Raw genomic sequence first — 13,445 nt, 5'->3', positions numbered from 1 at the left:
AATGCGATTATCAAAAGTGCAACCCACGGTTCTGGCTCTGCGGTGATCTGAATGGTCTTCATCAGAACGTGCTGTGGTCTTTGCCCATCTTCTCGGTTCCGGACATATCCTAAGAATGGCGCAATTCGATGCCCAAACGGCGACCTGATCGTGTCGTGCTCTAAACGCCACCCGTAATCGGAATTTGACGCAAATTCCTGCTCGAAATCTGACGCAGATTTCGCCCCGATTTCTTCGTCAGAAATCGCTTCCACCGCGCGGCACCTTTACGCACCAGCAACCTTTCCCGCCCAGGGTCCGTCCGCGCCCTTTACCCCCGGCCCGCAAACCTTAACAAAACCGCCCGAAACCCCTAACCCACCGCCCGCCGCGTGCATACACATTGCTGCACGCCCTGCTGCACAGAAAGCTGCACGCCGCGCACATTCCCGTTCTCCCGCCAAACCCTTGATCCGAAAATGAAAAACCCCCGGCCTTGCGGACGGGGGTTGATCGGGCGGGCATCGCTGCCCCAGTGTCGCTGAACGGCTTAGAGGCCGCCCTCACGCTGAAGCTTTTTCCGGGCGAGTTTCCTCGCACGGCGGACGGCTTCGGCCTGCTCGCGCGCTTTCTTGACCGACGGCTTCTCGAAATGCTGCTTGAGCTTCATTTCGCGGAACACGCCTTCGCGCTGGAGCTTTTTCTTGAGGGCCCGGAGGGCCTGTTCGACGTTATTGTCGCGGACGCTGACCTGCATGTGGTTGTCACCACCTTCCTAAGCTAGAGTTGCACTACAGTGTGCAGGCGCGCGCCCTATAACAAAGGAAACCGCCCCTGTCCACTGACAGCGCCCACCCCACGCCCGAAGGAGACGTCATGGAAACCCAGACCACCCTGGAAAACGCCCGCGATCAGGTGCTGGAGGCGGCGCTGATCCACGTCCCCTTTGACGGCTGGTCTGACGCCACCCTGCGCGCCGCCATCGCCGATTCGGGCGTGGCCGAGGGTCTGGCCCGCGCCCTGTTCCCGCGCGGCGGCATTGATCTGGCCGTGGCCTTCCACAAGCGCGGCGACCAGCGGATGACCGACACGCTCGCCGCCACAGACCTGTCGTCGATGCGCTTTCGCGACCGCGTGGCCTTCGCCATCCGCACCCGGCTCGACCTGATCGAAGATCGCGAGCTTGTCCGCCGCGGCACCACCCTTTTCGCCCTGCCGCAGCACGCGGCCGAGGGCGCAAAACTGATCTGGGGCACGGCCGATGCCATCTGGACGGCGCTGGGCGACACCTCGCGCGACGTGAACTGGTACACCAAGCGCGCCACGCTTTCCGCCGTCTACGGCTCCACCGTCCTCTACTGGCTGGGCGATGACAGCACCGGCCATCAGGCCACCTGGGATTTCCTCGACCGCCGCATCGCCGATGTGATGCAGATCGAAACCATCAAGGCCAGGATGCGCGATAACCCCTTGGGCAAGGCCCTGCTTGCAGGCCCCGCCAAGGTGATGGAGAAATGGCGCGCGCCGACAGTCCCCGATGATCTGCCCGGCCGGTTCAGGAACCCCTTCCGCTGAGGCGGGCCGACAGGAAAGAAGGCCAATGGAACTGTCCCACACGATGCGCGCGGTGGAAATCACCGAACCCGGCGGCCCCGAGGTGCTCAAACCCTGCACGCGCCCGGTGCCGGTGCCCGGCCATGGCCAGATCGTCATCCGCGTGGCCTATGCCGGGGTGAACCGCCCCGATGCGCTGCAGCGCGCGGGCAGCTACGCGCCCCCCGCCAATGCCTCGCCCCTGCCGGGGCTGGAGGCATCGGGAACCGTGGTCGAACTCGGCCCCGGCGTCACGCGCTACAGCATCGGCGATAAGGTCTGCGCCCTGCTCCCCGGGGGCGGCTATGCCGAATATGTCGCCACCCCCGAAGCCCATGCCCTGCCCATCCCCGATGGGCTGACCATGGCCGAGGCGGCCTGCCTGCCGGAAACGTGCTTCACCGTCTGGTCCAACGCGGTGATGCGTGGCGGCCTGAAGGCGGGGGAACGCTTCCTCGTCCATGGCGGATCCTCCGGCATCGGCACCACCGCCATCCAGATCGCCCGCGCGCTGGGCGCTCGCGTCTTCACCACCGCCGGATCGGATGAGAAATGCGCCGCCTGCGAAGCGCTTGGCGCGGAAAAGGCGCTGAACTACCGCAGCGGCGATTTCGTCGCCATGATGCATGACGAAGGCGGCGCGCAACTGATCCTCGACATGGTCGGCGGCCCCTACCTGCCCCGCAACGTCAAGGCGCTGGCGACCGAAGGCCGCCTTGTCCAGATCGCCTTCCTGCAAGGCCCCAAGGTGGAATTGAACTTCGCCGAGGTAATGATGCGCCGCCTCACCATCACCGGTTCCACCCTGCGCCCGCAAAGCGACCTCGCCAAATCCCGCATCGCCGCCGAGGTCGAGGCGCATGTCTGGCCGATGATCGCGGCCGGAAAGTTCCGCCCCGTGATGGACAGCGAATTCCCGCTGGACCAGGCCGTCGCCGCCCATGCCCGGATGGAAAGCTCCGGCCATGTGGGCAAGATCGTGCTGAAGGTGGAATAGCCAAAGGCCACACCGGAACACCCGTCCCCAGGTCGCGCCACAGCCGCCCGCTACAGCCGTCCGCGTCAGGCCCTGTCCCGCGCGGCCTGCAGGATCGCGGGCAGGCTGGCCGAGGCCACGCCCGTCACCGCCTTGTCCAGCAGGCTGAGCAGCGTCAACTTCTCCTGCCCCGTCAGTGCCGACGGGCGATCCAGTTCCGCCCGGACCGCCCGGATCAGTTGCGGTGCTGCCGCCATCACCAGCGGCCGGTCCCCCGCGATCTTGCGCAGATGCGATACCACTTCGGCCACCAGCCGCTCGCCCATGGTCCGGTCCGCCTCTGGCAGGCGCGGCGCGTCCGGCATGTGGCCCGTTTCGATCAGGATGGAACTCTTCCCATCCATCAGTGCAATCTTGGCATCCTTTCTCACAGGCACGATCGCAAAGCCTTCCGGAATTGCCCTCTCCCGGAATGAGAATCACAAGTCGCGGCACTCCGCCATGATCTGGCGCAAGTTTCCGCACCGCCGCGCGCCGCTTTCGCCCTAATGGCCCGGCAGCACGAGGATCGGCCAAAGATCCGTCGCATCCCACACGGTCAGATCGTAAAGCCACAGCGCGAAAGAGATGGCGGAAACCGCCGCGACCAGACCCAGCGCCAGCGTCGCAAGGACGGGCCGGCGCCGAAAGTGGCGATACGCCCAGTCACGAAGCACCATCAGAAGGATGTTCATCGGCCGGCTGTCCGTCCCTCTGGCGTAGGATGGGCAATCCTGCCCATCCTACCGAACCGCCTCCATTCCCACCGTCCCCCGGCAGACACGGCCGACATCGGCATTGCAGGCCCGCAGGTCCAGATCCCGCGTCAGGCAGATGCGCACCTCCTGCACCATCCCGTCACGGCAGGTGACTACCACGCCCTCCGGCCCCAGCGCGGGGTTTGCCTCCAGAAACGCCTCTTCCACCACATCGGCGGGCAGGCGGATATCCTGCCGCAGCTGGGTGAACACCTCCGGCACCGCCACACGGTCGAACGCCGCCCGCGCCGTGCGGAAATAGTCGCCCGCCGACAGGCCCGAACAGCGCCCGTGCTTCTTCCACTGATAGAAGGCCGCCCCCGCGCCGCCGAACAGATCGGCCTGCGCGGCGGTCAGCGAACGCGGCGGATCGCGCTCTGCCGTGCGGCAGAAGCTGGGCCAGCCCTCCTCATATTGCGGCCACAGCCCGTGCAGCACGAAATCATGCCCGCGCCCCGCATCGCATTGCGGATCGTCCCGCGCATCCCCCTCCCGCGCGCACCAGTTGGCTGACCAGGACAGCGCCATGACATAGTATTCGAAATCCCCGGCCCGCTCGCCCTCGGCCCGCGCCGGGGCGGCCGTCATCAGCGCCACCAGTGCCAGAACAATCCCACGCATTTTCACTTCCCTCCGACTGCAAAACTGACTATATCGCCGCTTGAACTTCCCCGAAATCGTGGAATGGCGGCCCAGGCCGCAGCCGATTTCCCGGCCCGAGAGAGATATTGCAAGGAGCCATCCGATGACGAAGCCGCTCATGGCAAAAGCCACCGCCGTCTGGCTTGTCGACAACACCACGCTGTCCTTCAAGCAGATCGCCGATTTCTGCGAAATGCATGAGCTGGAAGTGCAGGGCATCGCCGATGGCGATGTGGCCGCAGGGGTGAAGGGCTTCGATCCCATCGCCAACAACCAGCTTGACCCGATCGAGATCGAACGCGGTCAGGCCGACCCGGCCTATCGCCTGCGCCTCAAGCACAACAAGGCCGCCGAGGGCGAGGAAAAGCGCCGCGGTCCCCGCTACACGCCGCTGTCCAAGCGGCAGGATCGCCCGGCGGCGATCCTCTGGCTGGTCAAGTTCCACCCCGAACTGTCCGATGGCGCCATTGGCAAGCTCGTGGGCACCACCAAGCCCACCATCCAGTCGATCCGCGACCGCAGCCACTGGAACATCAACAACATCACCCCGATCGACCCGGTCGCCCTCGGCCTCTGCCGCCAGTCGGAACTGGATGCCGCGGTGCAGGCGGCGGCGCGCAAGCGCGCGGCGGAAGGCGTGGTGATGTCGGATGACGAACGGCGCAAGCTCGTCTCCACCGAACAATCGCTCGGCATGGCGCCCGAGGCGAAGATGCCCGCCGGCATCGCGGGGCTCGAGGCCTTCACGCTCAGCGAGCGGGAAGAAAAACCCGCCGATTTCTCGGATGCGGAAAGCTTCTTCAACCTGCCGCAGAACGATGATGACGAGGATGAGGACGAGGACGACAATCCCCGTCGCTGATCGACCGGGTGCAGGATCAGGGGCCGGGGGCGTTTCTGACACTTCCAGCCATTGGGACATCTCAAACGGGGTGGCTTTCTTGCCGCCCCGCTTGTTTTTTGCTCGGACGCGTCTGACTGTTCGCTGACCTACGAACCGGTTGAAGCTAGAGGCTGCTCTCGGCTTTTGAGGACGAGGCACAGTGCGGCGAATGGCTGCTCCGAGCCCATAGCGGACGGTCACGTGGGGTGCGGTGCTCCAAACTCTTTGCACCCGCAGCATGCCGGGATCGGCCCAAAGCAGACGGTCGACAAGAACATGGGACGCAGCCAGTCCTTTTGGCCAGACTAGCCGCGGGGCTTTGCCCTGAACACATCCGGCATCACCCAGTTCGGCTGGCTTCCGAGCAGCATTTGCAGGAATCCGGCTGAAAAGCTGGCGTCGCGGATGGTGTTTTCCTTGAAGGACCACCAATGCCGCAGGTCATCTATGGCGGGGTCGATGGTGGTGTCTGCGTGGAATTCCTGTGCGGTGGCCGCGGCGTGGACCGACAGGCAGAAGAGGGTGCAGCAATAGCCTTCGGGCCAGAAGGCGGCGGCAGAGCCGGTCTGGGCGCGGCTGGGCTCCCCCACCGCCTTCAGCGGCATGTCCACGGTCAGTTCCCGCATCATCAGGGCTGCGGCGAATTCGAAGAAGGCCCGTCTTTGCGACTTGTCGGCGGGGCGCTGCAGTTCAATCGCGTCGAGCCAGCGCGTGAAGGCGGCTGCGAGTTTGGTGTCATCCACCTCAAAACGGGAACCAAGTTCGGCCCCCATCTCTTCGGCATGTTTGAGGAAGGCCGCCTTGAACCAGCGAAGGCGACGCACGGCGACGCGCAGGGGTTCGTTCGTGGGCGGCAGGCCGTCGGGGGTGAGGCGGACCTTAGACATGGTCAACATATTTGCGGTACAGCGCGGCGATCCGGCCTTGATCCCCGCTGCCGATGGTTGCCGCGATTTCCGTGGCGCGGGCCAGCGCGATGTCGGCCGCAGCTTCCAGCACTGCCTCGTTCTCACTTTCGGATCGATCTGATTGCAGCCAGAGCAGAACGGCGAAAACAGCGACGGGCTCGACGCGGCCGATGCTGCCGCTGCCTGCCGGAACGGCGCCACGGATCACGCGGGCCGCAAGCAGGCGCAACGTCAGGTCAGCTGCCCAGTCCTGGGGTTGGCCATGGGGATGGTCCTGCCGCCAAGCGGCAAAAACGGCGCGGGCAGACATTTCGCTGATGAAGGCGTCGTCCACGCCGATGCGGCGCAGAACGGCGTCCAGCGCCGTGTAGATCGCCCGCCCGAATTCGGCGGCGGCGGATGAATGGCCTACGATTTCGTCCAGCTTTTCGGCCGGGTTGTCATGGCCACCCAGCACGCCCTTCGCGGCGGCCGAGGCGGCCTCGTCCACGCTGCGGGCGAGGCCCTCAACCTCGCGGATCATGCGCTTGGCAAGGCCTGCGGCCGGATCGGGCAGGGCGTCGAGGGTGAGCGTATCGGCCACGGTCGCTCCGCCGCGCCGCAGCAGGAAGCGGATGCCGCGGAGGGCTTCGCGCAGGGGGGCGGCATCGGGGGGCGCTAGGTTTGGTCGCGGCACGGCTGGTGTCCTTCTTACGCGCCCAGCATAGCCTAGCCCGTGGCGCTTACCAAGCGATGCGTGGGCGTGCGGACCGGGGTCGATGCGATGAACTGCATCGTGGCGGCAAAGTCCCGCACACCCGCCTGACTGCCCAGCCCGGTGGCGTTCTGGGCGGAGGAGGCCTGCGCAACCTGCACGGCGTCGCGCAGATCCATGCCCTTGATCAGACCGGTTGCAAAGCCGCCATTGAAGCAGTCGCCGCAGCCGCAGGTGCATTTCACCTCGACCGCGAAGGCGGGTGTGGCGAATTCGCTGCCATCGCGGCTGCGGCAATAGGCGCCATCCGCGCCGAGTGTCAGGATCACGCAGCCCGCCCCACGGTCGATCAGGAACTGTGCCAGATCGCGGTTTTCGGTCAGCCCGGACAGGGCGCGCGCCTCTTCTTCGGATGGCAGGAAGTAATCGGTATGCGGCAGCAGCCGCGCAACCTTTGGCAGGTCGTCGGGGGTGGAGGCGAAGACATCCAGCGTGGTGATGACTCCGCGCCGCTTGGCTTCGGCCATGATCTCTTCTGTGCGGCCCTGATCCATCCGGTTCATCAGCCCGACGCCGCCCACATGCAGGATGCGGGTGTCGAGCAGATCGTCGATCTGGTCGTCGGCAATGTAGAAGCCGTCGGTCGCGCCGCGCTTGTGCAGCGCGGGGCGGGCGCCATCCGGCCGCGTCGTCACGATGGAGGACGAGGTGGCGAACCCTTCGCACCGCGCCATCATGCCGATGTCGATGCCGAAGCTTGCCAGTTTCATCAGGACCCAGTCGCCCATGTCGTCATGGCCCACCCCGCCCACGGCACGCGCCTTGAGCCCATGCTTGGCGGCGACGATCACGGCGCTTCCCGCGGCCCCCGACACCGCAAGGGCGAAATCCTCGACGAAATAGGTGTCACCGCCGGGCGGGATCTGGGTCACCGGGCGGCAGAGGGCATCGAAGGTGATGAAGCCCATCGAGGTATAGTCGAAGCGCGGGGTCATGCCGCCCCCCGGATGCGCTGGCCGCTTTCATCGAAGAAGTAGAGATGGGCGGGATCGAAGGCGATGCCGATCGCAACGTCGATATCGGAACGATAGTCGCGGGCTGCCTTCACCTCGATCTTGTTGGTGCCGCCTAGGACGGTGAGATAGGTGACATCCCCCGTCGGTTCTACGCCATAGACCTGACCTTGCAGGTTGTCGCCCCCCACATGGCAATCTTCCGGCCGGACGCCAAGGGTGACTTGCCCATGCACGAAACGGGGGCAAGGAACCGAGATGCCGGGTGCGGTGAAGCGGCCATCCCGGGCCGTGCCTTGGATCAGGTTCATAGGTGGGCTGCCGATGAAGCCCGCAACGAAGGTGTTGGCCGGGTCGGAATAGATTTCATCCGGGGTGCCAACCTGCTGGATCGCGCCCTTGTTCATGATCACGATGCGGTCGGCCAAGGTCATCGCTTCGATCTGGTCGTGGGTCACGTAGACGGTCGTGACCTTGAGCTGGCGCTGCATATGCTTGATCTGCACGCGCATCGACTGGCGCAGTTTCGCGTCGAGGTTCGACAGCGGCTCGTCCATGAGAAAGACCTGCGGCTGGCGCACGACTGCGCGGGCAAGGGCCGCGCGCTGGCGCTGGCCACCGGAAAGCGCGCCGGGTTTGCGGTCGAGGAAGCTGCCAAGTTCCACCATCTCGGCCGCCTTGCGGATGCGGGCATCGTGTTCGGAGGCCGGGATGCCCCGCATCCGCAGGGGGAAGCGGATGTTTTCGTAGATCGACATGTTGGGGTAGAGCGCGTAGCCCTGAAACACCATCGCCACGTCACGGTCGCGGGCGTCGATGTCGTTGACGACTTCGCCTCCGATCACGATCTGGCCTTCGGTCGGTTCTTCAAGCCCGGCGATCATGCGCATGGTCGTCGTCTTGCCGCAGCCGGAAGGGCCGAGCAGCACGAGGAATTCCTCATCCGCGATGTCGAGCGACATGTTCTGCACGCCGACAAAGCCGCCATAGCGCTTGACGATGTTCTGGAGGTGGATCGATGCCATGGGTCAGCCTTTCACTGCGCCCATCGTCAGACCGCGCGACAGGTGCTTTTGGATCAGGATCACGAGGATCAGGATCGGCACGAAGGCGATGAAGGAGACGAGGGCGATTGCGTTGTAGATGATGCCGTCAGAGCCGCCCGTGAAGTTCGCAAGCGCCACCGACATGGTATAGGCGTTCGCGGTCGAGGCGATCAGCAGCGTGAAGAGGAACTCGTTGATCGCGAAGATGGCCGCGATCACGGCGGCGGTGATGATCCCCGGCAGGCAGGCGGGGATGATGATCTCCCACAGGATGCGCAGGTCGGATGCGCCATCGGTGCGGGCGGCATCCTCAAGCTCTTTGGGGATGTCGAGCATGTAGCTGCGGATGATCCAGATCACGAGCGACAGGTTGACCGCCGCATAGATCAGCATCAGCGCCCAGATCGTGTCCAGAAGGCCCATGGAGCGGAACAAAAAGAAGATCGGCACGGCCACGATGGCCGGCGCCATCATCCGGGTGGACAGGATGTAGAAGCCGATATCCTCGCGCCACCGGAATTCATAGCGCGACAGCGCATAGGCCGCAGGGATGCCGAGGATCAGGCTGATCACCACCGATCCGCCGACAGCCAGCACCGAGTTCAGCAGATATTTCGCAATCGGCCAGTCGCTGAGCAGAAGCCGCCAGGCATCGAGGCTGAAGGTCGGCCAGTAGATCGGCTCGGGCGTGATGACCTCGGTCCGCGGACGAAAGCCGATGGAGAGGAACCACAGGATCGGCAAGAGGCACACCAACGCCCATGTACCGAGGATGAGGTAGCGCAGGATCCGGCTTTCGCCGCGGGATTTGCGGGCGGTGGCCATCACTTTTTCCCCGAGTGGAAGGCGCGCTTCACGACAGTCTGCGCGATGATGATCGTGAGGATCAGCATCAGGACCGAGGCCGCAGAGGCATAGCCGAAGTTGAACATGCGGAACCCTTGACGGTAGATGAAATAGCTCATCGTCTCGGTCGCGCCGCCGGGGGTTCCTTGCGTCATGACGAAGACGTTGGTGAACATGGTGGTGATGTCGATCCCGCGCAGGGTGACGGCGACCACGATCACGGGCCGCATCATCGGCAGCGAGATGTTCCAGAAGATTTCGGGCCAGCTGGCGCCATCCAGGCGCGCGGCCTCTTCGATCTCTTGATCCTGGCCCTGCAGGGCGGCGACGAAGATGATGAACAGGAACGGGGTCCACTGCCAAACATCGGCAACGATCAGCGTCATCCGGGCGAGCCAGACCGAGGCGAGCCAGTCCACGTTCCCATCGACAAGGCCCACGGACATCAAGAGATCCGAGATCACCCGCCCGTCATTGAAGGCCAGCTTCCAGATGAAGGCCACGGCCGAAGGCATGAACAGCATCGGCATCAGGAAGATGATCCGCCAGCCGCGGATCAGGGGATCGCGATAGGCGAAATAGGCCAAGGTCAGCGCGATGGCCGTCTGCAATGTCAGCGAGATGCCGCCAATCAGCGCGGTGTTGCCAAGCGCGGCCCAGAACTCCCGATCCTGAAGGATCTGGGAATAGTTGCCCAAACCCGTCCACGTCCAGTTAAGGAATTTGACGACGAACAGGCTTTGGTAGATCGCGAAAAGCCCAGGGTAGAGCGTGATCGCCAGAAGGTAGATCATCGCGGGCGCGAGAAGGAGGTAAGGGAAGGCCTTGCGCAGCGCGGGGCTGCGGCGACGGGGCGGATTGCCCGACCGGTCGGGGGTGGCCGAAGCCACCCCCCCTGCCGGAACCGAGGGAGCGTCGGTTCTCATCACGGTCAGAACGGAAGGGCCTTGCCGCCGCCGACATAGAGCCCCGGTGCAACCGAGGCATAGTCGACGGGACCGGAGCCATCCTTGAACCCGTTCTTTTCCATGATCGCCTTCCAGGCGGCCTGGCCATTGTCGAGCGCTTCCTTGGCGGTGATCTGGCCGGTGATCGCCCGGTTGATTTCGTTGCCAAGCGCCTGCTCCATCTCGAACATGCCGGGCAGGCGCGGGCTGCACCAGGCGTGTTCAAGGCTGTTCGCCCAGACTTCCATCGGCTGCGACACGGCGCGCAGACGTTCGTTCGACAGGACCGAGCGGTAGCCCGGCGCCACGCCGTTGGCGTTGGCTTCGTTCATCGCCATGATCGACGAGGTGGTCAGGAAGGCCAGCATCAGGAAGGCGCCTTCGGGGTTCTGGCTGGTGGCCGTGACGACCGAAGTCGAACCCGCGATGTTCGGGGGCGCAAAGATGCCGCCTGCGATGCGCGGTTCGTAGATCGTGACGAAGTCATCGACGATCTGGCTTTGGTCGGGGCGCATGGCCTGTGTGCCACTGTCCTGCCAGCTGATGTTCGCCGCGACCTGACCGCCCAGCCATGCCGCGCGGTTTTCGCCCCAGCCTGCGCCCGACACGCCTTCGATCGCGTTCTGGGCCAGCGCGAGCAGCGTCTCCATGCCCTTCATGCCGGCATCGGTGTTCAGCGTCGGGTTCCACTTGTCGTCGAAGAGCTGCATCCCGGCCTGTGCCGCGATGTGTTCCCAGGTGTAGGTGGACCAGAAGCCGCGCGCGCCCAAAAGGCCGACGCCCGCCACGCCACCGCCCAGCTTGTTGGCTTCGGCGGTGATGCGGATCAACTCGTCATAGGTCGGGACGGAATTCGCGCGGTCGATCGGACCGCCAAGCACCTTTTCCATCACCGACTTGCGCAGATGGACCATCTGGATGTCGCAGTCGAAGGGGATGCCGACCAGCTTGCCGTTGAAGTAGCCATAGTTCAGGCGGTAGGTGTCATAGAAATCGTCCAGCGGCAGGTTCCACTTGGCGGCATAGTCGTCGAGCGGCGCCAGGAAGCCCGGCGCGGCAAAGTCGCCCAGCCAGGCGGAGAAGAACTGCAGCGCGTCGAAGGAGGCATTGCCCGAGATGAATTCGGAAATCGCCTTGTCGTAGATGCTGTCATCCGGGATCGGAACCAGTTCAACCTTGATGCCCGAGAGCGCCTCGAAGGGTTTGAGGCCTTCGGCGGCCGATTCCTGATCGGCCGCGCCGATGGCGAAACGCACGGTCGTGCCGCCCAGCTGGCTGCGGACCGCTTCCCAATCGACCGTGCGGATCCAGTCCTTGGCCGGGTCCCACAGCGGCTCGTTCGACATGTTGTAGAGCTTGCGATAGTCCTCGCGCACGTATTTCTCGACCGAGATGCTGTCGAGCGTGGCCTGGATATCGGGCAGGCTATCCTGCGCGAGTGCTGGCATTTTCAGCCCGGCCGCGCCAGTTGCAACGCCAAAGGCTGCCCCCGTGCGCAGAAACGAGCGGCGGGACATGCCCCCCAAACGAATGGTCATCTTTGTCTTCCTCCCATTGGCGATACTTGAACGGTCTGACGCGCGCGGCGCAAGCAAGTCGTCGCTGCGGTCTCCTCAGGACGCATTGACTGCCTTCGCGGCGTTGCGTGAACTTTCGTTTCGCATGTAGATACTGTGTTCTGGGGTGAAAGCCTGTCAATGGATTTTTTGATGGCTGTTCGCTGCATTGCGGCATGAACTCTTGATTGACACAAGAACATAAGTTCAATTAGCGTCCGGGTAGTGAAGATAGGAGACAGTCCATGCCCACGAATGTTGCCCTGACTGGGCTTGCTAAGGATCTGGCTGCGCGGGGCGACTCCGGGAAGCCGATTCGTATCGGCCTTGTCGGCGCCGGCGAGATGGGCACCGACATCGTCAGCCGTGTCGCGCATATGAAAGGGATCGAAATCGGCGCCATCAGCGAGTTGAAGCCCGGGGCTGCGGCGAAGTCGGTGGAGATCGCTTATGGATCGGCGGACCGCGTGCAGGACGTGTCGTCGTCCGATGCGGCAAATGCGGCGATGGAGGCGGGCAAGGTCGCGGTAACGGACAATGTCGATGCGCTGCTGGAGGCGGGCCTGATCGACGTGGTGGTGGATGCGACGGGGGTTCCGGCCGTGGGGGCGGAAATCGGCCTTCACGCAATGGAGCGCGGCAAGCATCTGGTGATGATGAATGTCGAGGCGGATGTCACCATCGGCGCCTATCTGCGGTCCGAGGCCGAACGTCTCGGCGTTGTCTATTCGCTCGGCGCGGGGGATGAGCCGTCGTCCTGCATGGAACTGATCGAATTCGTCAGCGCGATGGGCCATCGGATCGTCTCGGCCGGCAAGGGTAAGAACAACCCGCTGAACATCGACGCGACCCCGGATGAATACACCGCAGAGGCGATCCGGCGGCACATGAACCCGCGGATGCTGGTCGAATTCGTGGATGGATCCAAGACGATGGTGGAGATGGCGGCCATCGCCAACGCGACCGGCCTGATCCCCGACAAGCCGGGTATGCACGGCCCCGCTGCCGGGCGTGACGAGTTGAACAAGATCCTTGTTCCGCAATCGGCGGGGGGGCTTTTGTCTTCGGGCGAGGGGCGGGTTGATTACACCATCGGCAAGGGTGTGGCCCCCGGCGTCTTTGTCGTGGCCGAGATGGATCACCCCCGCATCTGGGAGCGGATGGAAGACCTGAAGATGGGCAAGGGTCCCTATTTCACCTTCTTCCGCCCCTACCACCTGACCAGCCTTGAAGTGCCGCTGACCTGCGCCCGCGTGGTGCTGTATGGCAAGGCCGACATGGTGCCATTGTCGCGCCCGGTGGCCGAGGTCTGCGCCGTGGCAAAGAAGGATCTGGCGGTTGGGGACACCCTCGATCAGATCGGCGAATACTGCTACCGCGCCTGGATCATGGAAGCGGGCGAGGCGCGCAGGGACGGCGCTATTCCCTGCGGCCTGCTGGCCGGTGCCAAGGTCACCGCGCCGATCCGCCGGGGCGAACTTATCACCTATTCCAACACCACCGTTCCTGCAGGCAGCAAGATCGCGGCCCTGCGCGCTCGGCAGGACAAGATGCTGGGGCTGTGA

Annotated in this window: 15 protein-coding genes; 4 read left to right on the top strand and 11 right to left on the bottom strand. The window is 64.4% G+C overall.

Annotated features, from left to right (window positions below):
- Positions 1–529: 529 nt before the first annotated feature.
- Entirely contained in the window at positions 530–736 is a 207-nt protein-coding gene (gene rpsU, locus GU920_RS05505; RefSeq protein ID WP_008027119.1) for a 30S ribosomal protein S21, read from the bottom strand.
- A gap of 119 nt (positions 737–855) precedes the next feature.
- Here rpsU and GU920_RS05500 point away from each other — a divergent pair, with 119 nt between their 5' ends.
- Together GU920_RS05500 and GU920_RS05495 are read left to right on the top strand one after the other, a co-directional pair.
- Positions 856–1,554 carry a COQ9 family protein gene (locus GU920_RS05500; protein WP_161765933.1) on the top strand — a complete coding sequence of 233 codons (699 nt, stop codon included), beginning with the start codon at positions 856–858 and terminating at the stop codon, positions 1,552–1,554.
- A 25-nt stretch (positions 1,555–1,579) separates the two neighbouring features.
- Complete coding sequence (locus GU920_RS05495; RefSeq protein WP_161765932.1) at positions 1,580–2,569, top strand: NAD(P)H-quinone oxidoreductase; 990 nt, start codon at positions 1,580–1,582, stop codon at positions 2,567–2,569.
- A gap of 65 nt (positions 2,570–2,634) precedes the next feature.
- Here GU920_RS05495 and GU920_RS05490 read toward each other — a convergent pair whose 3' ends face one another.
- The 3 genes from GU920_RS05490 to GU920_RS05480 all read right to left on the bottom strand — a co-directional run bounded on the left by GU920_RS05490 (position 2,635) and on the right by GU920_RS05480 (position 3,966).
- Complete coding sequence (locus GU920_RS05490) at positions 2,635–2,952, bottom strand: hypothetical protein (RefSeq protein WP_161765931.1); 318 nt, start codon at positions 2,950–2,952, stop codon at positions 2,635–2,637.
- 141 nt (positions 2,953–3,093) lie between these two features.
- Positions 3,094–3,282, bottom strand: a complete 189-nt coding sequence (locus GU920_RS05485; RefSeq protein ID WP_161765930.1) for a hypothetical protein — start codon at positions 3,280–3,282, stop codon at positions 3,094–3,096.
- A gap of 48 nt (positions 3,283–3,330) precedes the next feature.
- Complete coding sequence (locus tag GU920_RS05480) at positions 3,331–3,966, bottom strand: ribonuclease T2 family protein (RefSeq protein WP_161765929.1); 636 nt, start codon at positions 3,964–3,966, stop codon at positions 3,331–3,333.
- A 124-nt stretch (positions 3,967–4,090) separates the two neighbouring features.
- Here GU920_RS05480 and GU920_RS05475 point away from each other — a divergent pair, with 124 nt between their 5' ends.
- Entirely contained in the window at positions 4,091–4,849 is a 759-nt protein-coding gene (locus GU920_RS05475) for a DUF1013 domain-containing protein (RefSeq protein ID WP_161765928.1), read from the top strand.
- 326 nt (positions 4,850–5,175) lie between these two features.
- On the opposite strand, the gene GU920_RS05470 is transcribed toward GU920_RS05475, so the two are convergent.
- The 7 genes from GU920_RS05470 to GU920_RS05440 are packed head-to-tail and all read right to left on the bottom strand — an operon-like array spanning position 5,176 to position 11,862.
- Entirely contained in the window at positions 5,176–5,757 is a 582-nt protein-coding gene (locus tag GU920_RS05470; RefSeq protein WP_161765927.1) for a hypothetical protein, read from the bottom strand.
- Complete coding sequence (locus GU920_RS05465) at positions 5,750–6,454, bottom strand: hypothetical protein (RefSeq protein ID WP_161765926.1); 705 nt, start codon at positions 6,452–6,454, stop codon at positions 5,750–5,752. The genes GU920_RS05470 and GU920_RS05465 overlap by 8 nt, the downstream gene beginning before the upstream one ends.
- Positions 6,455–6,486: 32 nt before the next feature.
- Positions 6,487–7,467, bottom strand: a complete 981-nt coding sequence (locus tag GU920_RS05460; protein WP_161765925.1) for a carbohydrate kinase family protein — start codon at positions 7,465–7,467, stop codon at positions 6,487–6,489.
- A complete protein-coding gene (locus tag GU920_RS05455) occupies positions 7,464–8,510 on the bottom strand; it encodes an ABC transporter ATP-binding protein (RefSeq protein WP_161765924.1) in 1,047 nt (348 codons plus the stop codon). Before GU920_RS05455 ends, GU920_RS05460 begins: the two co-directional genes overlap by 4 nt.
- 3 nt (positions 8,511–8,513) lie before the next feature.
- Positions 8,514–9,356: a carbohydrate ABC transporter permease gene (locus tag GU920_RS05450; RefSeq protein WP_161765923.1), complete on the bottom strand. Its 843-nt coding sequence runs from the start codon at positions 9,354–9,356 to the stop codon at positions 8,514–8,516.
- Positions 9,356–10,303 (bottom strand): carbohydrate ABC transporter permease, encoded by a 948-nt coding sequence (locus GU920_RS05445; protein WP_161765922.1) that lies wholly within the window; start codon positions 10,301–10,303, stop codon positions 9,356–9,358. Before GU920_RS05445 ends, GU920_RS05450 begins: the two co-directional genes overlap by 1 nt.
- Positions 10,304–10,308: 5 nt before the next feature.
- Entirely contained in the window at positions 10,309–11,862 is a 1,554-nt protein-coding gene (locus GU920_RS05440; protein WP_161765921.1) for an ABC transporter substrate-binding protein, read from the bottom strand.
- A gap of 263 nt (positions 11,863–12,125) precedes the next feature.
- On the opposite strand from GU920_RS05440, the gene GU920_RS05435 reads away from it, so the two are divergent.
- Positions 12,126–13,445 carry an NAD(P)H-dependent oxidoreductase gene (locus GU920_RS05435; protein ID WP_161765920.1) on the top strand — a complete coding sequence of 440 codons (1,320 nt, stop codon included), beginning with the start codon at positions 12,126–12,128 and terminating at the stop codon, positions 13,443–13,445.

Origin of the sequence: Paragemmobacter ruber (genome assembly GCF_009908315.1) — a bacterium.
Taxonomy (GTDB): Bacteria; Pseudomonadota; Alphaproteobacteria; order Rhodobacterales; family Rhodobacteraceae; genus Paragemmobacter; species Paragemmobacter ruber.
Note: the sequence above shows the minus strand (reverse complement) of the source record. Positions and strands in the feature narration are given on the sequence as shown.